The following is a 26,452-nucleotide window of genomic DNA, read 5'->3' on the forward strand; positions in this document are numbered from 1 at the left end:
CACTGCGAAGCGTAGACAGGGAGGTTGCAGGCCGGAATATCAGTGAACGGAAAGATAGCCCCGAAATCACACTGGTCGAAGTAGCCGACCCTATCTCTCAAAGGGGAAGGCGGAATTCCAGCATGCGCCACGGCGAGTGTGCTGGAGTGCTTCCGGGGTTCGTACCGCCAGCATGTAACCAAAGAATTTCATGTGAACAAGGGAGATCCGTCAGGTTCAAGCGCAGCTTGTAAGGCCAGACGAGCCGAGAAGGCAGAATGGCTTGATGACCTGACGGAAGTCAGACTGGCTGATAGTACTCCGAGATCGGGAGAGCCGATCACATGGGGAAGCGGCCAGCAGCAGTTGAATCGTTCTTGGGCAACATGGACTCCATACAAAGGGAGGCAAGGTCTTTTATGCAAAGAGAAGAATCACCCGCCATGGAAACGGGACTCGAACGAATAGCAGTGAAAGCTCGGTGTGAACCGGCACTCCGGTTTACTTCGCTGGCCCACTACATTACGCAGGATCGGGTGTGGACGAATCTGTGGCAGGTTCCAAGCCGCTCGGCGGCTGGTGTGGATGGCCAGAAGGTGCCAGAGGCGAAGGAGCGCTTTGAAGAATGGATTGGGCCGATGCTTCAATCCGTCCACCGCCGAGGGTATCAAGCGCCAGACATCCGGCGCGTGTATATCCCGAAGCCCGGCAAACAGGAGATGCGCCCGCTGGGCGTACCGACTGTGGCTGATCGGGCCTTGCAGCGCAGTGCCGCCCAAGTTCTATCCGCCATTTACGAACAGGACTTTATGCCATGTTCGTTTGGTGGTAGACCTGAGCGCAATGCCCACCAAGCACTGGCGACACTCAATGAGGTAGTCGCTGGTCGCAAAGTCAGTTGGGTGCTGGAAGCGGACTTGAAGAACTTCTTTGGGAGCCTGAACCACGATTGGCTGCTTCGATTTGTGGAGCACCGGGTAGGAGACCCACGCATGATCAGTTTGATCCGGCGGTGGCTCAAGGCAGGCGTACTGGAAGACGGCAAGGTGCATCAAAGCGAGGAGGGAACGCCGCAAGGCGGTTCGATCAGTGTGCTATTGAGTAACGTGTATTTGCATTACGTGCTGGACCTGTGGTTTGAACGCGTGGTCAAACGGCACCTGCAAGGCAAGGCTTACTTGGTGCGCTACATCGACGACTTTGTGATGTGTTTCCAATACGAGTCAGATGCACGACGGGTTCAGGACGCTCTGCGCAAACGGTTGGAGAAGTTTGGTTTGACCCTTGAACCAAGCAAGACCAAGCTCATTGCATTTGGTCGATTTGCGCAACGGGATGCGGGCAATCATGGGCGGAAGAGACCGGAGACGATCTACTTCCTGGGCTTTACCCTGTATTGCACGCAAAACCTGAAGGGCAGATTTAAGGTAGGGATGCAAACAGAGAAATCGCGATTGCGACGTAGTCTGGCAAACCTGCAAGACTTGATGCGGCAGGTAAGGCACTTGTCGATTCGGGAGCAGGCTGAAAAGCTCAACCGGGTATTGCGCGGCCACTATGCGTACTACGGCATTGCCGGAAATTTCCGGGCACTGCTGCAAGTGCACAGGGGTGTCGAGCGTTACTGGCGCAAAATGCTGAGTAGCCGTAGCCGCTCAGGCGGTGTTACGTGGGAAGCGTTTCATCAAATTACGACGCGGTTTCCGTTGATGCGACCAAAGCTGCATTTGCCCTACCGGGCCTTGCAAGCTATCGCTGTACTGTAAATCAACTGCTGAAGAGCGTAGTGCGGGAAATCCGCACGCTACGTTCTGTGGGAACCGGAGGCGGGTGACTGCCTCCGGTGACCCGGTGGAGGGGCCGCGAGGCTTCTTCCTATCCCGATTAAGGTGCAGCGATGCGGCTCACTGTCCTCGGCTCATACCTCCCTCGGCTCACGCCTGAGCGGCTCGCGTCCTGGGTAACAGAAGACGTGAAAGCGTTCGTTGACGGGATACGTGAGCTGCAGCAACGCGGCCTGGCGAAGTCTTGGTCCGAAGAAGAACTCATGGCGCGCGCGGCGGAACTTCCCGAGGAGCTCCAATCTTCACTGAACTCCGTCGCGCTTTTTGAAGTCTTGGTGCAAGATCATGGTGGCGAGTTCGATCCTTACTCAATCTCGGAGAAAGAGACAACGGCAGTAGCATGGGAGCCGACATATCTATCAGTGGACGGAGAAGAGCACATTGGGGAGGAGAGCATGCCCGCGGCTAGTTCCTTCCGAGTGGCGTTCTATGTTCACGAGTGGCCCGAAGGAGGCACGCTCATCGGGCCCGCCGGCGTCCTTTCCTTGCCAGAGTTCAAACCAGTTCCGGAGCGGCTGTGGAAGCTGGCCCCATATGCGCTATTGGACTAGCATGCACCTTAACTGGTCGCTCGACACGGAAACGCAACTGCAGGAGGCAGCTTCGCCGCAAGTGTTGCGTTCCGGTCAGCTCCAACGTTAGGTTTCAAAATCTGCCAAAAGAGATGCCAATGAATCAGAACAAAGAAATTATTTCGCAGATTGCCGGCATTGAAAATTGGAGCGAATTTGAAGAATTTGTAAAAGATCTCTATGCTCAAAATGACGGCACCATTCACGTTGAGCGCAATTACAAAGCCAAGGGAGCATCCGGAAGAAACAGAGAAGTTGATGTGATAGTGAAGTTTGGATTTAATCCGCACATTATCGCTCTTGGGATTGAATGCAAATATTGGTCGCAAAAGGTAGACGGTGACATCATCGATGTTGCATATGCGAAGAAGGAAGACCTTAAGCTTGACAAGTATGCCGTAATAACAACTGTAGGTTTTGAAGCTGGGGCGGAGCTTTATGCAAAAAGCAAAGGCATTGACCTATTCATCATACGACCATCGGAAGACGATGATTTTGGCTATACAGGTCGAATAATAAAATTCAAAATGTATATGCAGGGATCCAGGCCTATATGCATCAAATTTAACGCCAGCATTATTGCTGAACAAGGGCATGAAGCCGACGCATCAGCGTATGTTCAATCCAAGCTATCAAACATAGTGTTGTCGGAAAAAGACGCGGACTTGGATTCCACAATTAATCTATATCGGTACACCGTTGAGACAACGCCTGATGGCATAACTTCGTACACCAGAGGAAATTACGTCAACAACCTAGCAAAGCTAATTTTAGAAACTTGGCGAACGCAAAATTCTAATTTTTGGAACAAACAGCCATCTAGCTTTGCTCAAAAGATACGATTTGAAAAACCTACCGCAATATTTTTTCCCAATCGCATTGTTGTATCAGTCAATGAAATTGATTTCACGATGCAATACATAAAAAGTGAGAGCGAGTTTGAAATAGACAGGGGCAGGCAGTACCCAATGATTCTAGAAAACGTCATAGAGAATGCCGTCACGCCTTTGAGCGCCTCGCCACCAAGTACACCCGCCAAATTCATGATGTGCGAGTCATCGCCAAAACGAGAGATTAACCTTGCGGACAAACCCGATGACGCCGTTGGTCGTGATGGCGTAACTATACATATCCAATGCAGTGCGCCAATGAGCATATCCGACTCCGACCAAACATCCATATACTATAAATTGGTGAGCAATGAAAATGGTATTGCCTGGGCACCAATTAACGCAACCAACCCGAATAGCGATATAGGAGAAACCTAACTCGTTGTATATGGACTCCTCCCATAAATCAAGAAACTGATCGATAGGTCTGGCATGAGGGATAAGCCTGCAGTCGTATATCCGGCATCTGATGTGGACTCTGCTGTGGTCCGTGCCGACATGGAATCTGCGTCACCATTGCGCCAATCGTTGCAAGCGGCAGGCAAGCTGCCGGAAAAGTTATCGGCGTCAAACGGTGTGGGTGTTTCCCGGTGTGCCATGATGGGCGATCAATCTCTACGCAAAGGCGGGTGGGTCAAGGGTCATGCAATCGGGTCATGCCGGCATCGCATACGCGGTGCGTTCGATTTTCTTGTTCATGCGCGTCACCATGCCGGTATAAGGTTCGCCATCCCTGAGCGCGGCATAGCAAATGCGCGCCAGCTTGTTGGCCAGGGCGCAGGCTGCCTTGTTGTGGTTGGTGCGGCCCTGGACCGTCAACGCCCAGTGCCGCAAGCCGTCGATCTGTCGTCCGGCCGCATGCGCCACACTGGCCGCTCTCAATACCGACCGCGCCCCATGGGTGAGCAGCATGCGCAGGTAACGATCACCGCGCTTGGAAATGCGCCCGAGATGCCGCGTGCTGCCGGACGAGTGTTCCTTGGGCGTGAGGCCAAACCAGCTGGCGAAATGGCGCGCATCCTTGAAGTGGCTGACCTGGCCGCTGGTGGCCGCCACCATGGCGGTCGCGGTGAGCAAGCCGATGCCGGGAATCGACAGGAGCGTGGTGCACGCAGGCGACTGTTTGGCCAGTTCGGTGAGTTCACGTTCGAGCTGGGCAATGCGGACTTCGAGCAGGCGGATTTCCTCCACCAGCAGCGTCATCGTGCCACGGATCAAGCCAGGCACGGCGGAATAGGGATCGGCCAGGACGCGACTGATTTGTTCCAGGCCGTTGCGGCTTCCAGCCGCAACGGAAATGCCGAACTCCCGACAGAAACCGCGCAAGGCATTGATGCGCGCGGTGCAGGTGCCCATCCAGAGCGAACGGGTCCGGTGCAGGCCTTGCAAGGCTTGCTGTTCGATGGATTTGACCTTGACGGGGATGATGTCGGCGCAGCGGGCAGCTTCCAGCAGGGCGCAGGCATCGGCGGCATCGGTCTTGTTGCGCTTGACGTAGGCGCGGATGTAAGCCGCCGGCAGCAGCTTGACTTCGATGCCCAGGCTGTTGAGCCAACGTCCCCAATGATGGGCCGAGCCGCAGGCTTCCATGACGACCAGGGATACCGCGCGGTTGATGAACCATTTTTCGAATTGACTGCGGGTAAGCCGAAGTTGCTCGGTGACACGCCAGTGGGCATCGGCCACGGCAAGTTGAAAGACGGATTTGGCCAGATCAACGGCCACGGTAGTAGCATACATGGTGGACTCCTTTCGTTGACGACTGATCTCCATCCCCACGTCGACCAGTGCGCCTACTATCGCGCAAAAAAGCGGGAGGAGTCCATCCCATCATTCAACCCGGACACGCAACAGAAGGCTTGCCGCTTCGCGACAACTGTTACGTGCCTGTTAGCTTTACGTTATATTTTCAGTAATGGTACCTGCATTGAGCGATTAACAAAGAGTCGTCTTGTACTTTGTAAATGATTCGATGTTCGTCATTGATTCTTCTTGACCAATATCCTGCAAAGCCATGTTTGAGAGGTTCAGGTTTTCCGATTCCTTCAAACGGTGTGCGCATAATCGCCTTAATTAGTTCATTTGTTCGATTGAGCACTTTTTTGTCAGTTTTCTGCCAGTAGACGTAATCTTCCCAGGCGGTTTCGGAAAAGATAAGTTTCAATCGAGCAGCTCCTGCTGAGTTCCTTTGCCGCTTTCGAGTTGTGCTATTGATTCCAACAGGCGGCGTGCGTTCTTGGGACTACGCAAGAGATAGGCTGTCTCTTCAAGGGCTTTGAAGTCCTCAAGTGACATCATGACAACAGATTGTTCGTTGTTTCTGGTAATAATGATAGGCTCGTGATCAAGGCAAACCTTATCCATTGTTTTGGCTAGGTTTTGCCGAGCGGCGGTATATGAAATGGCGTCCATGGGCTCCTCCGTACATGTACGTAATATTGTACATATTTCAGACCTCTCAGTCAAACATGATGGCATGCCAGAAATATAACTCGTTTATAAGGACTTCCCCTAGTTAGCAAGAGCTTTTCAATTTTTTTGCATACGAGTTCTCTCCATCCGCATAGCCGGCACGTTTTTTCGAAACAGAATAAGACTGCACATCTACAAACGGCCTTGTTGGCAGTCATTTTTGCCGGGCCAAGATAAAAGCCGCACACGCCACCCTCATTCGTTCATCGGCCATGATGTGCCAACGAGTTAGCCAGGTTCATGGCGTGTCGGTCTAACCTGTTCCTATCTACGCTTCGGTCTGTCTGCTGCTTTTACTGCTGCTTCACACTACAACTGCTTCACGCTGCTGCTGCATACGCTTCCCAGGCATCCGGGTAGTACTGCTTGCCCTTTGCGAATATCTGCCTCCAATCTCATCAACAGACGCTCGATGAAAATCCGTTGTGCCATCCCTGAACAGCGGGATTGAATTGATTTGATACATCTGTTTATCCGCCTGTTCCAAAAGTGAACAATTCAGTTCGCTGACCTTTTCCCTCCAGTCTCAGTCTCTTCATTAAAAAATGCGTGCAGCACTACAGGCAGCTGCGGCGTAGCCGCAATTTTTTCGATTTTCTTGCGAAGTTCCCAGGCTGGCACGGCATTTGCCATTACCACTACGCGCTCGCCGCACTTAATTTAAAAAAATCAGACGCATCTCATATTTTTTAGGAGACAGAAATGAATTTGGCAGACATCAGCAAACTCGGCATCAAGAGCCCGTTCAAGCAACGCTACGACAATTACATTGGCGGCAAATTCATTGTGCCGGTGAAGGGCGAATACTTCCAGAACATCACCCCGATCACCGGTCAGCCCTTCTGCGAAATCGCCCGTTCCACCGCCGAAGATATCGAACTGGCGCTGGACGCCGCCCACGCCGCCCGCGCTGCATGGGGCAAGACTTCGCTGACCGAGCGCGCCAACATCCTCAACAAGATCGCCGATCGCATGGAAGCGAATCTGGAATTGATCGCCACAGCCGAGACCATCGACAATGGCAAGCCGATCCGCGAAACCATGGCTGCCGATATCCCGCTGGCGATCGATCATTTCCGCTATTTCGCCGGCTGTATCCGCGCCCAGGAAGGCAGCGTCGCGCAAATCGATTCTGAAACCTACGCCTATCACTTCCATGAGCCGCTTGGCGTCGTTGGGCAGATCATCCCGTGGAATTTCCCGATTCTGATGGCTGTCTGGAAGCTGGCGCCTGCGCTTGCCGCCGGCAACTGCGTGGTCCTGAAGCCTGCCGAGCAGACGCCCGCATCGATCATGGTGCTGATCGAACTGATCGGCGACTTGCTGCCGCCGGGCGTGCTCAATATTGTCAACGGCTTTGGCCTGGAAGCCGGCAAGCCGCTGGCCACCAGCAAGCGTATCGCCAAGATTGCCTTTACGGGCGAGACCGGCACCGGCCGACTGATCATGCAATACGCTGCGCAAAACCTCATTCCGGTGACGCTGGAGCTGGGCGGTAAATCGCCCAACATCTTCTTTGCCGACGTCATGGACGCCGATGACGATTACTTCGACAAGTGCCTGGAAGGCTTTGCCATGTTTGCGCTGAACCAGGGGGAAGTCTGCACGTGCCCGTCGCGCGTGCTGGTGCAGGAATCCATCTACGAAAAGTTCATGGAGCGCGCCATTGCGCGCGTGGCCGCCATCAAGCAGGGCAATCCGCTGGACAGCAGCACCATGATCGGTGCCCAGGCTTCCAATGAACAGATGGAAAAAATCCTGTCCTACATGGATATCGGCCGCCAGGAAGGCGCCGAGGTCCTGATCGGCGGCGAACAGCACCGCCTCTCCGGCGATCTGGCCGGTGGCTACTATGTCAAGCCGACTGTTTTTGCCGGCAACAACAAGATGCGCATTTTCCAGGAAGAGATCTTCGGACCGGTGGTGTCGGTGACCACCTTCAAGGATGAAGCCGATGCGCTGGCGATCGCCAATGACACGCTGTACGGACTGGGCGCGGGCTTGTGGACACGCGACGGTTCGCGCGCGTTCCGCGTCGGCCGCGCCATCCAGGCTGGCCGCGTCTGGACCAACTGCTATCACCTGTACCCGGCCCATGCGGCTTTCGGTGGCTACAAGCAGTCGGGCATTGGCCGTGAAACGCACAAGATGATGCTGGAGCACTATCAGCAAACGAAAAATCTGCTGGTCAGCTATAGCCCGAAGGCACTGGGCTTCTTCTAGACACTGAAATGGTGTGAAACGGTAGGGCGCGCCTTGTCACAAGCAGGGTGCGCTGCTACTCCATCACATGGGGCTGTTGTGTTTCGTAACAATTGCTGTTTTTTGACGCAACAGATGTGGTCCGTTTTCAGCCACTTCGGACGTACTTCCAGGCAGTGAAAAAAGCCCCTGGATATGGCTCATGCCCTTGGCAATCCCGCTAAGTAGCAAAGGGATGAAGCGAAGATGGGGGCGGTTCGGGAAAAGGCCGGTGGCATGTCGCTTGCGTATAGCTGTGCAGATGCTTGCATCGATCGAGTCAAATAAAAAAATAACTCATTCATAGTAGTCAAAGGAGAATGTATGCAGAAGCAATTCAAAATTTCCGTGATCGGCGCCGCACTGGCGGTATCGTTCGCGTCAGCCGCAGTACATGCCGCAGGCGTGACCGATGCGATGATTGAAAACGATGCCAAGGCGCCGAACAATGTGCTGTCGTGGGGGATGGGTCAGCAGGGCCAGCGTTATTCTCCGCTCACCCAGATCAATACCAGGACCGTCTCGCAACTGGTGCCGGCATGGTCGTTTTCGTTCGGCGGCGAAAAACAGCGCGGCCAGGAAGCGCAGCCGGTCATCTATAACGGCAAGATGTTCGTCACTGCATCTTACTCGCGCATTTATGCGCTGGATGTAAAGACCGGCGCCAAACTGTGGAAGTACGAGCACCGCCTGCCGGACGGCATCATGCCTTGCTGCGACGTTATCAACCGCGGCGCAGCGCTGTACGACAACCTGGTGATCTTCGCCACGCTCGATGCGCAACTGGTGGCCCTGAACCAGGACACCGGCGAAGTCGTCTGGAAGGAAAAGATCGATGACTACCAGGCTGGCTATTCGGCTTCGGCGGCGCCGCTGATTGCCAAGGGCTTGCTCTTGACCGGCGTCTCCGGCGGTGAATTCGGCGTGATCGGCCGGGTCGAGGCGCGCAATCCGCGCACCGGTGAACTGGTCTGGGTGCGGCCAATGGTCGAAGGCCACATGGGCTACAAGTACGACAAGGATGGCAAAGCAATCGAGAACGGCATTTCCGGCACTACCAATGCCACCTGGCCGGGCGACCTGTGGAAATCCGGCGGTGCCGCCACCTGGCTCGGCGGAACATATGATGCTTCCACCGGCCTGGCCTATTTCGGCACCGGCAATCCGGCGCCATGGAACAGTCATCTGCGTCCCGGCGACAACCTGTATTCGGCCTCGACGGTCGCCATCGATATCGCCACCGGCCAGATCAAGTGGCATTACCAGACCACGCCCAATGACGGCTGGGATTTCGACGGTGTCAATGAATTCGTCACCTTCGACATGAACGGCAAACGCATGGGCGGCAAGGCCGACCGCAACGGTTTTTTCTACGTGATCGATGCCAAGAATGGCAAATTGCAGAACGCCTTCCCGTTCGTCAACAAGATCACCTGGGCTTCCAGCATCGACTTGAAGACCGGCCGGCCGAACTTCACTCCGGAAGGCCGCCCGGGCGACCCGACCAAGGGGCAGGATGGCAAGAAGGGCAAGACCGTGTTTTCCGCACCGTCTTTCCTGGGCGGAAAAAACCAGATGCCGATGGCATACAGCCCGAAGACCAAGCTGTTCTATGTGCCGGCCAACGAGTGGGGCATGGATATCTGGAACGAGCCGGTCGCCTACAAGAAGGGCGCCGCCTATCTGGGCGCAGGCTTCACCATCAAGCCCTTGTATGACGACTATATCGGCGTCATGCGTGCGGTCGATCCGAAGAGCGGCAAGATCGCCTGGGAAGTCAAGAACAATGCGCCGCTGTGGGGTGGTGCGATGGCCACCGCCGGCGACCTGGTGTTCTACGGCACGCCGGAAGGCTTCCTGAAAGCGGTCGACGCCAAGTCCGGCAAGGAAATGTGGAAGTTCCAGACCGGCTCCGGCGTGGTCGCGCCGCCGGTTACCTGGAAAGAAGGCGACACGCAATACGTCGCGGTGGTTTCCGGTTGGGGCGGCGCCGTGCCGCTGTGGGGTGGTGAAGTCGCCAAAAAGGTGAACTTCCTGGAACAGGGCGGCTCGGTCTGGGTGTTCAAGCTGGCCGGCAAGTGATCGCAAGGTCGCAAGAAAAAATTGGAACTTCTTTCCTTGCAAGGAAAGGAGTTCCGGCTAATCCGTAATGAATTCGTCTCCATGTCTCTTTGACAGTTCTCCCTGTCTCTTTAGACAGTTTGGGCCGGTGGTTCTCCTCACCGGCCCTTTTTTTTTGTGTGTCATCACGACGGCCACCGCGCCACGTGATTTACCGGATCGCCACTCCCCAGGGCAATTCGCCGACCATGATCTCGGAGATGACGCGCCCGGTCCTGGTATCGATCACCGACACACTGTTGGAGCGGCCGTTGGCGACATACAGTTTGTTGCCGTCGGGTGTGAGCGCCATGTTCCACGGGCGCTTGCCGACAGCGATGGTGTTGACCACCATGTTGCTGGCGGTATCGATCACCATGACCGTGGCGTCGCGGCCGTTGGAGACATATACCCGTTTGCCGTCGGGGTGGACCACAATGCCGTTGGCGCTCTTGCCGGCGGCAATCGTGGCGACTACCTTGCGGCTGGCGACGTCGATCGCATACACCGTGTCGGCCAGTTCGCAGGCGACATAGGCGCGACTGCCGTCGGGCAGAAAGCCGATGCCGCGCGGGCGCCGGCCGACCGCGATCGACGCCACCTGGCGCTGCTTGGCGACGTCGATGACGTCGATCTGCTCGGCATCTTCGGCGCTGACGTAGAGCTCGCGGCCATCGGGGGAAAATACCGCATGTTCCGGGTTGTGTCCTTCGACCTTGATGTCGGCGATGTGCGCGCCGTTAACTGCATTCCGCAGCGCCACGCTATTGCCTTCCTCGACGGCGGCGGCTACCAGTTTGCGATCTGGCGAGAGACTCACACCTTCGGGCGACGCGCCCAGCGGCGCCTGCCGCAGCACCCGCCGTTCGGCTGTATCGATCACCAGCAGCGTGCGGGCGGTGGCATCGGTGATGAACAGGGCACCCCGGGCAGGGTCGATCGCGATGCCGCGCGGCCGGCTGCCGGCAGCAATCTCGCCGATCACCGAGTCGCTTGCGGTATCGATGATGCTCACCGTGCCGGATTTTTCATTCGGCACGTAGGCGAACGGCGCGGCCAGCGCCGGCGCGCACAACAGCGGCCAGGCCAGTTGCAGGGCGGCGGCCAGGCGCGGCAATGTGGGGGAGGATGTCATGTCTGTCTCCTATGGTTATGGAAATATGACAAATGCAAACGCCGTGCCAGAAGATGCCACGACGGATGCATTGCATTCACCGATGGGCAGGCCCGCGTGAATGCGGCGGAAGCACGGGTGGCGTGGGATTTTGCCGGTCGCCGTGACTGTTTCTCAGGGAGTTTGCATCGCTGCGAAACAGCAGAGGCTGCGGGTTCGCCGTCGCAGTTTTCGACTGCTGCGCCTGCAGGACGATGTTTTTGACCTGATCATGGTAGGGCGATTTGGCGCACACAGGGTCGGCATTGTCGGCGGCACCGGTCAGAGCCAGTGCCTGGCAGCGGCAGCCGCCGAAATCCTTTTCTTTTTCGGGGCAGGTGCGGCACGGTTCCTTCATCCACGAATCGCCGCGGTAGCGGTTGAAGGCGTCGCTGTCGTACCAGATGGCGCGCAAGTCCTGTTGCGTCACGTTCGGAAAATCGAAGCCGGGCAGCGATCTGGCCGCGTGACAGGGCAGCGCCGCGCCATCGGCGGCGATCGCCAGAAACACCGAGCCCCAGCCGTTCATGCATGCCTTTGGGCGTTCTTCGAAATAATCCGGGACCACGAACAGAATGCGCATTTGCTTGCCGATTCTGGCGCGATAGTCGTTGACCACGCTTTCCGCGCGCACCAGCTGTTCGCGCGTAGGCAGCAGCTGCGCGCGGTTGGCCAGCGCCCAGCCGTAGTACTGGGTATTGGCCAGTTCCAGGTATTCGACGCCCATTTCCAGCGCCATGTCGATGATGCGGCCGACATGGTCGAGGTTGTAGCGGTGCAGCACCACGTTCAAGACCATCGGGTAGTCATATTGCTTGATCAATTTCGCCACGCGCGACTTCAAGTCGAAGGTCTTGGTGCTGGTCAGGAAATCGTTCATTTCGCGGGTCGAGTCCTGGAACGACAACTGGATGTGGTCCAGGCCGAGCTCCTTCATGCGCGCAATGCGCGCCTCGGTCAGGCCGATGCCGGACGTGATCAGGTTGGTGTAGTAGCCTAGCCGGCGCCCTTCGGCGATCAATTCTTCCAGGTCGTCGCGCAACAATGGCTCGCCGCCGGAAAAGCCGAGCTGGGCGGCGCCGAGCGCGCGCGCCTGGCGCATGACGTCGATCCACTGCGCGGTGGTCAATTCATTGCGGTTTTCGGCATAGTTCAACGGGTTGTAGCAAAACACGCAATGCAGCGGGCAACGGTAGGTCAGCTCGGCCAGCAGCCACAAGGGCGGCCTGGCGGCTGCGCTCTGTCCGGCGGCGCCGGGTTCGACTGCGCCGGCGCTAGACAAGCCAGCCTCGCTGGTGGGCGGATTGCAGGAAATCGTTGACTTGCCCGGACAAGCCGGTGGTGGAAAACGTCTGTTCCAGGTCGCCGACGATCATTGGGATGTCGCGCGCGCCGTCACAGCGTTTCAGGATTTCGGCGGCGCTCTGGTTCAGTTTGACCATGCCTTCCGGGTACAGCAAGACATAATTGTTTTGCGACGGTTCCCATTGCAGGCGAAACAGCCGGGAGAGCTTTGGCGTGGCGGGCAGGGCATTCATCATTCACCTCTCAGACATGGTCGGTAATGCAGGTAAGCTAGATCTCATTTTCACGGATATGCCAGCGCAATCGCGTCCGAGATCGACCACAGCACGTCGAGCTTGAATTGCAGGATGTCCAGCGCGCGCTCCTGTTGGGTGCGCGTCGTGAAATGATCCAGCGTGACTTGCAAGCCGTGTACCACGTCGCGCTCGGCCAGCGAAATGCGGCTGCGGAAGTATTGCAATCCTGTCGGCTCGATCCACGGGTAATGCTGCGGCCAGGTGGCGAGCCGGTCCTGGTGGATTTTCGGCGCGAACATCTCGGTCAGCGACGAGCACACTGCTTCCTGCCACGGCGCGCTGCGGGCGAAATTGACGTAGGCGTCGACCGCGAATCGCACGCCCGGCGCCACCAGCTTTTGCGACCACAACAAGTCGCGCTTGATGCCGACTGCCTCGCCCAGCCGGGTCCAGGCTTCGATGCCGCCCGGGTTGTCTTCCCAGCCGTCGTGGTCGAGGATGCGCAGCACCCATTTCCTGCGCGTTTCGCGGTCCGGGCAATTGGCGATGATGGCGCCATCCTTTTGCGGGATCTTGACCTGATAGTAAAAGCGGTTGGCAACCCAGCCGCGGATCTGCTCGGTGCTGAGGCGCCCTTCGCGCATGCTGACATTGAAGGGGTGGTGAATGTGATAGGCCTCGCCCCTGGCGCGCAGACGGCGCTCGAATTCGGCGCGGCTCCACGGTTGTTCGGCGCCGGCGTCGTCCTGGATGGCGGTGTTCATAAGGTGATCTCCATGCCGTCGAAGGCGACCTCGATGCCGCGCTGCGCAAGGTGCGCGCGCTCGGCGGAATCCTCGTCGAGGATCGGGTTGGTATTGTTGATATGGATGAGAATCTTGCGCTGCCTGCCGATGGCGTCGAGCAGCTCGATCATGCCGCCGGCACCGGACAGGGGCAGGTGGCCCATGTCAGCCGCCATTTTTTTCGAAAATCCCTGGCGGATCATTTCGTCGGCGGTCCACAAAGTGCCGTCGACCAGCACGCAGTCGGCCTCTTGCATCGCAGCTTGCACATGCGGCTCGATCTGGCCCAGCCCCGGCGCATAGAACAGGCGCTTGCCGGTCGCGGTGTCTTCGATCAAGAGGCCAAGATTGTCACCCGGTAGCGGCTGTTCGCGGTGCGGCGAATACGGCGGCGCCTTGCTCAGCAAAGCCAGCGGGGTAAAGCGGATGCCGTCAAGCGCCGGCACCTGGAAGGCGTCGCCGTCACCGTCACCGCTGGTCGCCGATACCGGATGCCAGTGCACGCCGCAGTAATGCGACAGCACCGGCACCAGCGGCAAACCGTCGGTCAGGTCGTCCCACACCGAAGGCGTGCAGTACAGCGGGATCGGCGCGCCTTCGCGCAGCATCAACAGACCCGTGACATGGTCGATCTGCGCATCCATCAGCAGCACTGCCTTGATGCCGGTGTCGCGCGCGTGGCGCTGCGGCTGTAATGCCGGTGTGGCCCTGATTTGCGTCAGGATGTCGGGTGAGGCATTGATCAAGAGCCAGTCGCTGCCATTGTTCGACACCGCGATAGATGATTGCGTGCGCGCTTGCGCCCGGATGGCGCCGGTGCGCACGCCCGCGCAATTGCGACAATTGCAATTCCACTGCGGGAAGCCACCGCCGGCGGACGATCCCAGTACGATGATTTTCATGATGCGCCAGTCGGGACAGTATTCATTGGACAGCGTCAAGACAGCATCATGGACTTTTTGCTACCCCTAAACAATCCATGATGCTGCCGGCGCGGGCTGGCGGCTGGCCGGCCCGCGCCGCCGCCTGCGGCTTAACGGTTGGCGATGTACATCGTGATTTCAAAGCCGAAGCGCCAGTCGGTGAATTCGGGTTTGGTCCATTGCATGGTGGTCTCCTTTGATTGGTCGGTGTAGGTACATTTCTTGATTGCTTGCGGTTGAATTACTTCATAACCTCAACTGCTTGCAACCATGCCTATCAACGCAATATCCATGCCGGAGCAAACCAGGGTGCCCTTTTGCGAAAGCCATATCACGGTCGGCGGTGGCCATCGCCTGCATTGCGCCCAATATGGCGAACCGTCCGCGCCGGCGGCGGTAGTGCTGCACGGCGGTCCCGGCAGCGGCTGCAAGCCGGCGATGCTGGAATGGTTCGATCTTTCGCGCCAGCGCGTGGTGCTGTTCGATCAGCGCGGCGCCGGCAACAGTGTGCCGCAAGGCGAAACCGCGCACAATCAAACCGCGCATCTGGTCGAGGATATCGAACGCCTGCGCATCCGCTTGCGCATTCCGCGCTGGCTGGTGGTCGGCGGATCGTGGGGCGCGACGCTTGCCCTGTGTTATGCCGGGCGCTATCCGGCGGCTGTGCAAGGCCTGGTGCTGCGCGGTGTATTTCTGGCAAGCGCACGCGAGGTCGACCGTTTTTTTCATTCGCTGCAAGCTGACGTGCCTGATGCCTGGGCTCGCCTCACTGCCGGTTGGTCCGCGGCGCAACAGCGCGATGTGCTCCAATTCCTGACACAGCTGTTACAAAACGGAACACATGAACAGCGCAGCGATGCAACCCGCCGCTGGCACGATTATGAAGAAGCGATCATGCGCCGGATGACTGCTTCGACTGTGCAGCCGGGGCAGCTTGCGATTTCGCGTCCGACTTCTGGTTGCTCAAGGCCGACGTCGCCAGAGAGTGCTTCGGCGCAGCAGGTGGCGAAATATCGCTTGCAGGCGCATTACCTGTCGCAGGCTTGTTTCACCAGCGAACGCGCGCTGTTTCGCTGTGCGCGGCGCGCCGCGCACATTCCGACCATCCTGATCCACGGCACGCACGATCTGGTATGTCCGCCTGAAAATGCGCAACGCTTGAAACGCTTCATGCCGCATGCCGACTTGCGCTGGGTGCAAAACGGCACGCACACGCCTGCCGATCCGACGATCCGGGCGGCGCTGTGTCTGGCGATCAGGGATTTGATGTAAAAGGCAGTTGGTAAGTGCTGTGCCTAAAAACGGTAACGCATCCCGACCGTGAAAGAGCGAGGCGCACCGGGGGCGACGAAGCGGGCATCGCCGGCGTCTTGCGCTGCAACATGAGGCTGCAGAAGTTGACCATTGGGGAACAGGTCTGCGCCGATCGCACCATAGGTTTCATACCTGCGGTTGAACACATTCTGGACGCGGGCAAAGAGTTCAAGTTGCTTGCCGCTGCGGTAACTGCCGCGCAGGTTGAAAACGGCATGTCCACGGATGCGCCAGTCGGCGGTTTGCGGTGTCACGCCTGGTGCCGGGTCGGCGCGCAAGCCATCTTCGTTACCTTGCGTCGTCAAAGACGAAACCGCTACCATTTCGCCGCCCAATAGCCACGCCGGCGCCGGCTTCCAGTCCAGCGCGAGTTTCAGTGTATGGCGCGGCAAGCCGGCGATTGGCATACCGGGCAATACATTGATCGTGCGCTCGCCCGCAAACAGGCGGCCGCTCGCATCGTAGGTGGCGTCGAGCAGGCTGTAATTCATTCGCAGCGCGAGCGTCTTCCACTCTTTGCTCGCCGCAAGATCCAGCCCCTGATGGCGGGTGCGATCGAAGTTGGCAAAGTACCCCAGCTGGCTCGAGCCGGCACGCAGGAACAGGATGTCGTCGCGGTTGATTGCGCGGTATAGCGAGGCCGACAGCGCCGCACCGCCGGCTTGCCAGCGCATGCCAGCCTCGACCGTGCGTGACACCACCTGCTTCAGGTAAGGGTCGGACTGCAAGCCCGTCGGCAGCACGCAGGCTTGCAGCGGGTCGGCGCAGCCGAGTTCGATCACGGTCGGCACCCGGTTGCTTTGCGCCACGCCGCCAAACACCGTCAGGCCGGGCGCCAGCTTGTGGGTCAGGCCGATGGCTGGATTGAGCTTGCTGTAATTGAAAGTTTCCTTCGGCTGCACGCCGTTCTGGCCCGTCAGCGTATTGGACACGCGCGCGTGGTTCCAGCGCGCCGATGCCGTCAGGTGGGTCGCCGTCGCCAGCTTCCAGGTATCGGTGGCGTACAGCCCGAATGCCTGCGAGTTGCCGGTGACCGACGACGACGCCACTTCCGCGGCCAGCACGTCCGGCTGCACGCCGCGCCCGGCGTCGAACCAGGCGTCTTGCCGGGTTTGCGCGAAACTGACGCGACTCTGGTCGAAGCTGGCGCCGACGGCGAATTGATGGTGCTCGGTCTGGCGCGACAGGTTCAGGGCCAGGCCGGCGCTGGTCTGGCGGGTATGGGTGCGGTTCAATACCGCGTTGTGTTGCGCCGCCCCTTGCGCCGCGGTAAAGCCGCAGTCGTCGGGCTCTACCGCGCTGCCGTCGGGATTGAAGCCGTCTTCGCAATCTTCCACATACTCTTCGTAATCGCCGTTGACGTCGCCATTGAGCGTGTCGCGCCGGCTGCGGCGCACATAGGCCAGCGTCGACAGCTCGGTGTCATCATTGATCCAGTGACGCAGATTGAAGGCTGCCTGCTGCAGTCGATTGCTGGTTTGATCCGGGTGGGTGTAGGCCGCGCGCCGGTCGTTTTCGTACAAGCCGTTCGCCAGCGTGCCATCGGCCCAGCGGTAGCTCGGCAAAAGGCCGTTGCCGATCAGCTTGCTGTCGCCATGCAGGGCCGAGACATGCCATTGGGTCTGGCCCGAATCGCGGCCGACCTTGGCAAACAGGTTGCCCATGCGTCCGGCGGAATGCTCGCGCCAGCCATTTTCGTCGAACAGGGTGGTGGCGACGAAGGCGTGCAATCCATTGTCGAAGCGGGCGCCGTAGCCGGCGTCGATGCGCTTTCTGGCATTGCTGCCGTAGGAGATCTCGGCGTCCATGCCGGGATGGCTCCGGCCCGACTTGGTGGTGAATGCCAGCGCGCCGCCCAGCGTATTAAAGCCATACAGCGGGTTCGACCCCGGCACAAGCGTCAGGTCGGCGATCGCCGCCTCCGGCAGCATGTCCCAGTTGACCACGTCGCCGAACGGTTCGTTGACGCGCACGCCGTCGAGATACGCCGACAATCCCTGCGCCGAACCGAGGATCGGCGAAGCGCGAAAGCCGCGGAAGGTGATGTCGTTCTGGAACGGACTGCCCTGGACTTCGTTGACGTTGACGCCAGTCAGGTTGGTCGCCAGGAAGTCGATCAGGTTGCCCGCCTGCGCCTGGCGCAGCGCGTCCGCGGACGCGGTCTGCACCGGATACGGCAGCAGGTCGCGCTCGATCCCGAGTCCCGGCACGGGCGTCTTTGCCACCACTTGAATCGGCGTCAGGGTGGCTTCAGGGCGCGCCGCTAACTCGCCTGCCTGCGCTAGTACAGGAACGCAGAAGGCAGCGGCAAGGAGGGGGGGCGTGCGGGATGCGGCGTGCCGGCGGTGTAATTGCGGCAGGGTAGAGTGGGGCATTAGATGTCTCCGGAAATTATAGGAATTGGTATTGACGTTTATTGCTGCGGGATCTTGCGGTAAATCTTGTTGCGGGAAACACCCAGGGCGCGCGCGGTGGCCGAGATATTGCCGCCATGCGCCGCCAGCGCATTCTGGATTAACGATATTTCGACATCGTCGAGCGTGGCCGATGTCGGCATCGATACCGCCACCTGTGTACTGATCGGGCCGCTTCGCCCGCTCTCGCCTCGCTGCACCGCCTCGATATCGTCTAAAAAATCGTCGGGCAAATGCTCGCGGCGGATTTCGCGGTCGTCGCCGACCATGACGATGGCGGTACGCAGCAAATTGGTCAGCTGCCGGCAGTTGCCGGGCCAGTTGTGCCGCTTGAATAACTCCATCACCGCGGCCGATACGGTGCACTGCGTGCCGTCGGCCTCCGTTGCGATCAACCGTTCGATAACCACTTCCAGGTCGCTACGCTCACGCAAGGGCGGCAGTTTCACTACCAGGCCGTTCAAGCGGTAGTACAAGTCTTCGCGAAACACGCCGGCCGCAATCAGTTCGCGCAGGTTGCGGTGCGTGGCGCAGATCAGCGCCACGTTTACGGGGATCGAGCGACTGCTGCCCAGGGGCGTCACCATGCGCTCCTGCAGCACGCGCAACAGGCGCGCCTGCAGGCTCAGGGGCATGTCGCCGATTTCATCCAGGAACAGCGTGCCGCCATTGGCTTGCAGGATCTTGCCGACGCTGCCTTTCTTGCGGGCGCCGGTGAAGGCACCGTCTTCATAGCCGAACAATTCGGATTCAATCAGGGTTTCGGGAATCGAGGCGCAATTGACGGCAACGAAGGGGCCGTTTGCGCGCGGCGAATCATTGTGGATGGCTTGCGCCAGCAATTCCTTGCCAGTGCCGGTTTCGCCGGTCACCAGGATGGCGATGTCGCGCCCGAGCACCTTGTTCACCTTGTCGATCAGGGCGGCGATCTGGACATCGCCGGTATTCAGGTAATGCAGGCTCGACAAGCGGCGTGTGGCCTGCTGCTCGACTCTTTGCGCAGCTTGCGCTTGCAGCGGCACGCTGCGCTCGGATGCGCCAGGATGTAACTGGTCAGCCTGAAAAAACATGTTTGCCCGGTGCAGTTGCGCGCGCGCATAGACCCGCACTCCGCTGTGCATGCACAGGTTCAAAAAAACCGGCGCGGCGGTGCGGTAATGGTCGAACAGGGCTGACACCGGCAAGCCGAACAGCGAACTGAAGGTATGCATTTTCAGCGCGGTGAGTGGCAAGCCGAGCTGGAACAGGCCACTGCGGTTGGCCGACAGGAAGCGCCCGCCCTGGGTGAAGGCGGCAATGCCTTCCATCAGGGTGCCGATGAATTCCGGCCGGCTGTGGAAATGCAGCGTGATTGCATCCTGATAGGCGGCGGAAAACACCTGGTTTTCGATCATTTGCGCCGACATGCGCACCAGCCCCATGGTGTGCTTGTGAAAACTGTTCTGGTCGCCGGTGACGTCCAGAACGCCGATCACGCTGCCTTCCGAATCGAAGATTGGCGCCGCCGAACAGGTCAGGAAATGATTGGCAATCAGGTAATGTTCATTGGCGTGGACCTGGGCCGGCGCCTGTTCGGCGATGGCGGTGCCGATCGCATTGGTGCCCTTGCTCTGTTCCGACCAGGCCACACCCGGCTGCAGCGCGACCCGGTTGGCTTTTTCCAGGAAGTCGTCGTCGCCCAATGTATGCACGATCAAGCCATGAGCATCGGTCAGGATGACCATGTTATGGGTATTGATGATTTGTTCGTACAGCGTTTCCATCACCGGCAGCGCATGCGTGTGCAAGACCCGATTTTGCTCGATGGCCAGCGTCAGGTCGGTGCGGCTCACCGAGCTGAAGTCGGGAATCGCGCTCTCAGTCAGGCCGTAAGCGACGGAACGTTCGCGGGATTCTTTTATCATGGCGCCTGCCCCTACTACAGTTCATAACATGCACTAATTCGCACAAACCGTGCCAATTGGTAAAAATGCGATGAAACCTCTATCTTGGCGCGATTTTTCGCCCGGCCTCCCTTTATCGCCCTGCGGCGCGGTCGGTGGCGCCGGTGACTGTTTCACTTTTTGCGATTGTTGTGCTCGCAAATGCAACACCTGTTCCAAAACGAATCAATGCATGGGGCGCGAACGTGCCAGAAATGCTTGGCATGGCAATTGCAGATAGCGCTCCACTCATTTCAAAACCAATAGGAGGAGTCATCATGAAATTCGCAAAACGCTTCATCGCCATCAGTTCTGTCTTTGCCGCCCTTTGCGCGGTCACGCTGCCTGCCGCCGCGCATGGCGACGTTACGCCACAGGCGGTCGACACCAAGTCACTACCGAAACTGGGCGACAAGTGGGCCACCGAAAATCCCTACCGGGGCAATGTCGATGCGGTCAAGGTCGGCACCTCGGCGTACACCCAGAACTGCGCGCGTTGCCACGGCCTGGATGCGATTTCCGGCGGTATCGCCCCCGACTTGCGCTTGCTCGACCGCGACTGCATGGGGCAAAAGAACGAGGCCAAAAAGCAGGCTTGCTTTAAGGAAAATGATGGCTATTACGCCACCTCGGTCCGCCAGGGCAAGGTGCGCAATGGCGCCGTGTACATGCCCCCCTTCGAGGGCATGTTGAGTCAGGAAGCGGTGTGGGCGATGAAGGCGTATCTGGAAACCCGTCGCGCAACCAAGTAAGCCGGCAAGACGGGGGGCTTCCCGTCCCCGCAATGTGCCCGCCGCAGACGGGCATTCAACGCATTGGAGACAAGCATGCCCAAGTTTTTTTTTCGCAGCATCGCTGCGTTGATGGTGATTTTTCTGGCATGGTCACTGGCATTGCCGGCGCATGCCGACATGGAAAAAATCCGCCAGTCGGGCGCCTTGAAAGTGGCGGTCTATGACGACCTGGCGCCATTTTCGGCCGGTGGCCGCGGCATCGATATCGAGCTCGCTGAGGCCCTGGCGAAAAAGCTGGGGTTAAAGCTGGCGCTGCTGTCGTTTCCGGCCGGCGAAAATCTCGGTGACGACTTGCGCAACATGGTGTGGAAGGGGCATTACCTCGGCTACGGTCCGGCCGACGTACTGCTGCATGTGCCGGTCGACCGCCACCTGATCGCGAACAACCCGAAGGTGGAAATCTTCGCGCCGTATTACCGCGACGCGGTGCAACTGGTGCGTCGCGTGGCGACGGTGCCCAACTACGACGGCCTGGCGTCACTCGCCGGGAAAAAAATCGGCGTCGAAAAAATTTCGATCGCCGCCGTCGTCCTGCTGGGAGAGGAAGGCGGCAAATATCGCGAGCAAGTCAGGATTTATCCGACCGCCGTCGAGGCGCTGGCGCAGCTCCAGGCTGGCGCCATCGATGCAGTACTGGCCAATCGTTCGGAAATCGAATCGGCTGTCGGCCGCGACCCGAATTATCAAGTTCACGATGTGAGCTTCCCGCGCCTGCCGCGGCAGGGCTGGGTGGTTGGCATGGCGGTGAAAAAAGACCAGATCGAGCTGGCCAGGCTGCTGCAAGCAGCCAGCGATGAACTGACGGCTTCTGGCGAACTGGCGAAGATATTTTCCAGGCACGGCGTGGCCGCGATCAAGCCGTGACATCCCGCTTCTCTTCCGCAAAGGCAGGCACTCTGCGACGTGCGTCGCAGGGTCTTCCAGTTACCTGCATGCAATTGCTGGCGTGGTCGCGGCCTCCCTCGGCCTGAACGTGGCCGAGGTGGTGTGGCTTTGCTACAAATTGGTACACCTGGTCGATCCTGCTGTTCATAAAAAAACAGTACGGCACGATCCGCCGCTGCCGCAATCGATCAGGCAAGGCCTGCATGGCCTTGGAGTGGCGCGGGTTTGCGGGGAATTATCAGGGTTTTGGCAAGCTGGCACGCCGATTGCGAAAGAGGAAGGGTGTTGGCAGTACTTGTTCCAATAAACGTGTGGTTCCAATAAATCTTAGGAGACAGAAATGAATTTGGCAGACATCAGCAAACTCGGTATCAAGAACCCGTTCAAGCAACGCTACGACAACTATATCGGCGGCACCTTCGTGGCGCCGGTGAAGGGCGAGTACTTCCAGAACATCACGCCGATCACCGGCCAGCCGTTTTGCGAAATCGCCCGCTCCACCGCAGAAGATATCGAACTGGCGCTGGATGCCGCCCACGCCGCCCGCGCTGCCTGGGGCAAGACTTCGCTGACCGAGCGCGCCAACATCCTCAACAAGATGGCTGACCGCATGGAAGCGAATCTGGAATTGATCGCCACCGCCGAGACCATCGACAACGGCAAGCCGATCCGCGAAACCATGGCGGCCGATATCCCGCTGGCGATCGACCATTTCCGCTACTTCGCTGGCTGCATCCGCGCCCAGGAAGGCAGCGTTGCGCAAATCGATGCCGAAACCTACGCTTACCACTTTCACGAGCCCCTCGGCGTGGTCGGCCAGATCATCCCCTGGAATTTTCCCATCCTGATGGCGGTCTGGAAGCTGGCGCCCGCGCTTGCCGCAGGCAACTGCGTGGTCCTGAAGCCGGCCGAGCAAACGCCGGCATCGATCCTGGTGCTGATCGAACTGATCGGCGACTTGCTGCCGCCGGGCGTGCTCAACATCGTCAACGGCTTTGGCCTGGAAGCCGGCAAGCCGCTGGCCACCAGCAAGCGCATCGCCAAGATCGCCTTTACGGGCGAGACCGGCACCGGCCGCCTGATCATGCAATACGCTGCGCAAAACATCATCCCGGTGACGCTGGAGCTGGGCGGTAAATCGCCCAACATCTTCTTTGCCGACGTCATGGATGCCGATGACGATTACTTCGACAAGTGCCTGGAAGGTTTTGCGATGTTTGCGCTGAACCAGGGGGAAGTCTGCACCTGCCCGTCGCGCGTGCTGGTGCAGGAATCGATCTACGAGAAGTTCATGGAGCGTGCCATTGCGCGCGTGGCCGCCATCAAGCAGGGCAATCCGCTGGATAGCAGCACCATGATCGGCGCCCAGGCATCCAATGAACAGATGGAAAAAATCCTGTCGTACATGGATATCGGCCGCCAGGAAGGCGCCGAAGTCCTGATCGGCGGCGAACAGAACCGCCTGTCCGGCGATCTGGCCGGCGGCTACTACGTCAAGCCGACGGTTTTTGCCGGCAACAACAAGATGCGCATTTTCCAGGAAGAGATCTTCGGGCCGGTGGTATCGGTGACCACCTTCAAGGATGAAGCCGAGGCGCTGGCGATTGCCAACGATACGCTGTATGGCCTGGGCGCCGGCTTGTGGACCCGCGATGGCTCGCGCGCGTTCCGGGTTGGCCGCGCCATCCAGGCGGGGCGTGTGTGGACCAACTGCTACCACCTGTATCCGGCCCATGCGGCTTTCGGCGGCTACAAGCAGTCGGGCATTGGCCGTGAGACGCACAAGATGATGCTGGAACATTATCAGCAAACGAAAAATCTGCTGGTCAGCTATAGCCCGAAGGCACTGGGCTTCTTCTAGACACTGAAATGGTGTGAAACGGTAGGGTGCGCCTTGTCACAAGCAGGGCGCGCCGCTACTCCCTCGCATGGGGCGCCCGTTGCGGCGCGCCGGGATAGCCTTTTTCATCTATGTTGTTAAAAATATCATGTCAAGCACACACATTCCACGCGTAATTGCAACGCAGGCTGCGCTCGATTTCATTTCCATGCTGCGGCAAATGCACGGGCCCTTGATGTTCTTTCAATCGGGCGGATGTTGCGACGGCAGTGCGCCGCAATGTTATTCGGTTGGCGAATTCAATGTCAGCACGACCGATGTCTATCTCGGGGACCTGGATGGCGCCCGGTTTTACATCGGATCGGACCAGTTCGAATACTGGAAGCACACCCAGCTCATCATTGACGTCGTCGATGGCAATGGCGGCATGTTCGCGCTCGATAACGGCACCGGCAAGCGCTTCCTGACGCGCTCCCGATTGTTTTCCGATGAAGAAAATCGGCTGCTGGCGGAAGCGGCGAAACTAATAATGATCGGATGATTAGCCGAGGAAATTTGATCACCCTGGTTTTCCTGAATGAAAAACGTGGATACAGAAAACGTTTTTATTTTTACATATAACAACATAAGTAGTGCAGGAGATGACGATGGCCGAGACTGAAAACGCCAAGCAAGAGAACCGGGTATTCAACCCGCCCGCCGATCTGGTAAAAGATGCGGCGATTTCCGGAATGGATGCCTACCGGGCGCTCTGCGCCGAGGCGGAGCGCGATTACGCAGGTTTCTGGGCCAGGCTGGCCCGGGAAAACCTCGACTGGCACAAGCCTTTCACGCAAACCCTGGATGAATCGCAGGCGCCGTTCTACAAATGGTTTGGCGATGGCGAACTGAATGTTTCCTGGAATTGCCTCGACCGCAACCTCGCCAATGGCAATGCCGACAAGACCGCCGTGATTTTCGAAGCCGATGGCGGCGAAGTGAGCCAGGTGAGCTACCGCGAATTGCACCGGCGGGTATGCCAGCTGGCCAATGGCCTCAAATCCCTTGGCATCCAGAAGGGCGATCGTGTGGTCATTTACATGCCGATGTCGGTCGAAGGCATCGCCGCCATGCAGGCATGCGCGCGCATCGGCGCCACCCACTCGGTGGTGTTTGGCGGTTTTTCCGCCAAGTCGCTGCAGGAGCGCATCATCGACGCCGGCGCCGTGGCGGTGATCACTGCCGACGAGCAACTGCGCGGCGGCAAGCACCTGCCCCTGAAAGCCATTGTCGATGAAGCGCTGGCGCTGGGCGGTTGCGACACCATCAGGAATGTCGTCATCTATCGCCGCACCGGCGGCAATATCGCTGTCGCCGCAGGCCGTGACCTCTGGCTGCACGAACTGGTGGCCAGCCAGGCCGACACCTGCGAACCGGAATGGGTGAATGCCGAGCATCCACTCTTCATCCTCTACACGTCGGGTTCCACCGGCAAGCCCAAGGGGGTGCAGCATGCTTCCGGCGGCTACCTGCTGTGGGCGGCCCTGTCCATGAAGTGGACCTTCGACATCAAGCCAGCCGATATCTTCTGGTGCACCGCCGACATCGGTTGGGTCACCGGCCACACCTACATTGCCTACGGCCCGCTGGCGGTGGGCGCGACGCAAGTCGTCTTCGAAGGCATCCCGACCTACCCGAACGCCGGGCGTTTCTGGGACATGATTGCCCGCCACAAGGTCAGCATCTTCTATACCGCACCGACGGCGATCCGCTCGCTGATCAAGGCAGCCGATGCCGACGCCAACGTGCATCCATCGAAATACGACCTGTCCAGCCTGCGCATCCTGGGATCGGTGGGTGAACCCATCAATCCGGAAGCCTGGATGTGGTACTACAAGAATATCGGCCACGAGCAATGCCCGATCGTCGATACCTTCTGGCAAACCGAAACCGGCGGCCACATGATTTCGCCGCTGCCGGGGGCCACCCCCATGGTGCCGGGTTCGTGCACACTGCCTTTGCCGGGCATCATGGCCGCCATCGTCGACGAGACCGGCAACGACTTGCCCAACGGACAGGGCGGCATCCTGGTGGTCAAGCGTCCTTGGCCGGCGATGATCCGCACCATCTGGAACGACCCCGAGCGCTTCAAGAAGAGTTACTTCCCGGAAGAATTTGGCGGCAAGCTTTATCTGGCGGGCGATGGCGCCATCCGCAACAAGGAGTCCGGTTACTTCACCATTACCGGGCGCATCGACGATGTGCTGAACGTCTCAGGTCACCGCATGGGGACCATGGAAATCGAGTCGGCGCTGGTGGCCCATCCGCTGGTGGCGGAAGCGGCCGTGGTCGGCAAGCCTGACGAGACGACGGGTGAGGCGATCTGCGCTTTCGTGGTGCTGAAGCGTTCGCGTCCGAGCGGCGAGGAAGCCAGGCAGATCGCCAAGGAATTGCGGGACTGGGTGGCCAAGGAGATCGGTCCGATCGCCAAGCCGAAGGAGCTGCGCTTCGGCGACAACCTGCCCAAGACCCGTTCCGGCAAGATCATGCGGCGGCTGTTGCGCGTCTTGGCCAAGGGCGAAGAAATTACCCAGGATATCTCGACCCTGGAGAACCCCGCGATCCTCGAGCAATTGGCGCAGACCAATTGATCGAGGCGCCCCGAAGGGGCGGCGGGGTTCCGGTGCAGGCTAACTTGCGCCTGGCGCAAGTTAAGCCGCGAAGCGGCGGCCGAAGCCAAAATCCGGCGATCCTGGAACAGTTGAAGTAGTCGCTGTAGGCAATCGTCCTGCGTGTTGTAGTCA

General features: G+C 58.9%; 23 protein-coding genes. 11 read left to right on the forward strand and 12 right to left on the reverse strand.

Annotation, left to right across the window (positions count from 1 at the left end):
* The first annotated feature begins 398 nt into the window (after positions 1–398).
* From ltrA to D3878_RS00780, 3 genes are all read left to right on the forward strand, one after another.
* Complete coding sequence (ltrA, locus tag D3878_RS00770; RefSeq protein WP_199688054.1) at positions 399–1,745, forward strand: group II intron reverse transcriptase/maturase; 1,347 nt, start codon at positions 399–401, stop codon at positions 1,743–1,745.
* Between the two features lie 206 nt (positions 1,746–1,951).
* Positions 1,952–2,374 carry a hypothetical protein gene (locus D3878_RS00775; protein WP_147383849.1) on the forward strand — a complete coding sequence of 141 codons (423 nt, stop codon included), beginning with the start codon at positions 1,952–1,954 and terminating at the stop codon, positions 2,372–2,374.
* 119 nt (positions 2,375–2,493) lie between these two features.
* Positions 2,494–3,663 (forward strand): restriction endonuclease, encoded by a 1,170-nt coding sequence (locus D3878_RS00780; RefSeq protein ID WP_158592138.1) that lies wholly within the window; start codon positions 2,494–2,496, stop codon positions 3,661–3,663.
* A 276-nt stretch (positions 3,664–3,939) separates the two neighbouring features.
* Here the strand turns inward: D3878_RS00780 and D3878_RS00785 are convergent, their stop codons facing one another.
* From D3878_RS00785 to yefM, 3 genes are all read right to left on the reverse strand, one after another.
* On the reverse strand, positions 3,940–5,025 hold the full coding sequence (locus D3878_RS00785; RefSeq protein WP_119783743.1) for an IS110 family RNA-guided transposase: 1,086 nt from the start codon (positions 5,023–5,025) through the stop codon (positions 3,940–3,942).
* A gap of 169 nt (positions 5,026–5,194) precedes the next feature.
* Positions 5,195–5,449, reverse strand: coding sequence for a Txe/YoeB family addiction module toxin (locus D3878_RS00790; protein WP_119783744.1), 255 nt, complete (start codon positions 5,447–5,449; stop codon positions 5,195–5,197).
* Positions 5,446–5,697: a YoeB-YefM toxin-antitoxin system antitoxin YefM gene (gene yefM / locus D3878_RS00795; protein ID WP_119783745.1), complete on the reverse strand. Its 252-nt coding sequence runs from the start codon at positions 5,695–5,697 to the stop codon at positions 5,446–5,448. The genes D3878_RS00790 and yefM overlap by 4 nt, the downstream gene beginning before the upstream one ends.
* A gap of 762 nt (positions 5,698–6,459) precedes the next feature.
* On the opposite strand from yefM, the gene adh (D3878_RS00800) reads away from it, so the two are divergent.
* On the forward strand, positions 6,460–7,980 hold the full coding sequence (adh, locus tag D3878_RS00800; RefSeq protein ID WP_119783746.1) for an aldehyde dehydrogenase: 1,521 nt from the start codon (positions 6,460–6,462) through the stop codon (positions 7,978–7,980).
* Between the two features lie 342 nt (positions 7,981–8,322).
* A complete protein-coding gene (locus D3878_RS00805; protein ID WP_119783747.1) occupies positions 8,323–10,080 on the forward strand; it encodes a PQQ-dependent methanol/ethanol family dehydrogenase in 1,758 nt (585 codons plus the stop codon).
* 190 nt (positions 10,081–10,270) lie between these two features.
* On the opposite strand, the gene D3878_RS00810 is transcribed toward D3878_RS00805, so the two are convergent.
* The 6 genes from D3878_RS00810 to pqqA form a co-directional block, all read right to left on the reverse strand.
* Positions 10,271–11,233, reverse strand: a complete 963-nt coding sequence (locus D3878_RS00810) for a YVTN family beta-propeller repeat protein (protein ID WP_119783748.1) — start codon at positions 11,231–11,233, stop codon at positions 10,271–10,273.
* Positions 11,234–11,309: 76 nt separating this feature from the next.
* The gene (gene pqqE, locus D3878_RS00815; RefSeq protein ID WP_119783749.1) at positions 11,310–12,533 is read right to left on the reverse strand and encodes a pyrroloquinoline quinone biosynthesis protein PqqE; all 1,224 of its coding nucleotides are present in this window, start codon (positions 12,531–12,533) and stop codon (positions 11,310–11,312) included.
* A complete protein-coding gene (gene pqqD / locus D3878_RS00820) occupies positions 12,526–12,789 on the reverse strand; it encodes a pyrroloquinoline quinone biosynthesis peptide chaperone PqqD (RefSeq protein ID WP_119787626.1) in 264 nt (87 codons plus the stop codon). The genes pqqE and pqqD overlap by 8 nt, the downstream gene beginning before the upstream one ends.
* 50 nt (positions 12,790–12,839) lie before the next feature.
* The gene (gene pqqC, locus D3878_RS00825; RefSeq protein ID WP_119783750.1) at positions 12,840–13,556 is read right to left on the reverse strand and encodes a pyrroloquinoline-quinone synthase PqqC; all 717 of its coding nucleotides are present in this window, start codon (positions 13,554–13,556) and stop codon (positions 12,840–12,842) included.
* Positions 13,553–14,479, reverse strand: coding sequence for a pyrroloquinoline quinone biosynthesis protein PqqB (pqqB, locus tag D3878_RS00830; protein WP_119787627.1), 927 nt, complete (start codon positions 14,477–14,479; stop codon positions 13,553–13,555). The genes pqqC and pqqB overlap by 4 nt, the downstream gene beginning before the upstream one ends.
* A 131-nt stretch (positions 14,480–14,610) precedes the next feature.
* Positions 14,611–14,685, reverse strand: a complete 75-nt coding sequence (gene pqqA / locus D3878_RS00835; RefSeq protein ID WP_119787628.1) for a pyrroloquinoline quinone precursor peptide PqqA — start codon at positions 14,683–14,685, stop codon at positions 14,611–14,613.
* Positions 14,686–14,791: 106 nt separating this feature from the next.
* Between pqqA and D3878_RS00840 the strand changes: the two genes are divergently transcribed.
* Complete coding sequence (locus D3878_RS00840) at positions 14,792–15,772, forward strand: alpha/beta fold hydrolase (RefSeq protein ID WP_158592139.1); 981 nt, start codon at positions 14,792–14,794, stop codon at positions 15,770–15,772.
* Positions 15,773–15,795: 23 nt separating this feature from the next.
* Here D3878_RS00840 and D3878_RS00845 read toward each other — a convergent pair whose 3' ends face one another.
* The 3 genes from D3878_RS00845 to D3878_RS23355 all read right to left on the reverse strand — a co-directional run bounded on the left by D3878_RS00845 (position 15,796) and on the right by D3878_RS23355 (position 20,430).
* Complete coding sequence (locus D3878_RS00845) at positions 15,796–18,189, reverse strand: TonB-dependent receptor (protein ID WP_119783752.1); 2,394 nt, start codon at positions 18,187–18,189, stop codon at positions 15,796–15,798.
* Between the two features lie 38 nt (positions 18,190–18,227).
* Positions 18,228–20,132, reverse strand: a complete 1,905-nt coding sequence (locus D3878_RS00850) for a sigma-54-dependent Fis family transcriptional regulator (protein WP_119783753.1) — start codon at positions 20,130–20,132, stop codon at positions 18,228–18,230.
* Between the two features lie 112 nt (positions 20,133–20,244).
* Complete coding sequence (locus D3878_RS23355) at positions 20,245–20,430, reverse strand: hypothetical protein (protein WP_147383850.1); 186 nt, start codon at positions 20,428–20,430, stop codon at positions 20,245–20,247.
* Here D3878_RS23355 and pedF point away from each other — a divergent pair.
* From pedF to acs, 5 genes are all read left to right on the forward strand, one after another.
* A complete protein-coding gene (gene pedF, locus D3878_RS00855; RefSeq protein ID WP_119783754.1) occupies positions 20,429–20,902 on the forward strand; it encodes a cytochrome c-550 PedF in 474 nt (157 codons plus the stop codon). The two genes, D3878_RS23355 and pedF, sit on opposite strands and share 2 nt — an antisense overlap.
* Positions 20,903–20,977: 75 nt before the next feature.
* Positions 20,978–21,808: a substrate-binding periplasmic protein gene (locus tag D3878_RS00860; protein WP_233556187.1), complete on the forward strand. Its 831-nt coding sequence runs from the start codon at positions 20,978–20,980 to the stop codon at positions 21,806–21,808.
* A gap of 361 nt (positions 21,809–22,169) precedes the next feature.
* Positions 22,170–23,690, forward strand: coding sequence for an aldehyde dehydrogenase (gene adh / locus D3878_RS00870; protein ID WP_119783756.1), 1,521 nt, complete (start codon positions 22,170–22,172; stop codon positions 23,688–23,690).
* Positions 23,691–23,817: 127 nt separating this feature from the next.
* Positions 23,818–24,210: a DUF779 domain-containing protein gene (locus D3878_RS00875; protein WP_119787630.1), complete on the forward strand. Its 393-nt coding sequence runs from the start codon at positions 23,818–23,820 to the stop codon at positions 24,208–24,210.
* Positions 24,211–24,316: 106 nt separating this feature from the next.
* Positions 24,317–26,299, forward strand: a complete 1,983-nt coding sequence (acs, locus tag D3878_RS00880; protein WP_119783757.1) for an acetate--CoA ligase — start codon at positions 24,317–24,319, stop codon at positions 26,297–26,299.
* The last annotated feature ends 153 nt before the right edge of the window (positions 26,300–26,452 follow it).

The sequence above is a fragment of the Noviherbaspirillum sedimenti genome, assembly GCF_003590835.1.
GTDB classification, from domain to species: Bacteria; Pseudomonadota; Gammaproteobacteria; order Burkholderiales; family Burkholderiaceae_D; genus Paucimonas; species Paucimonas sedimenti.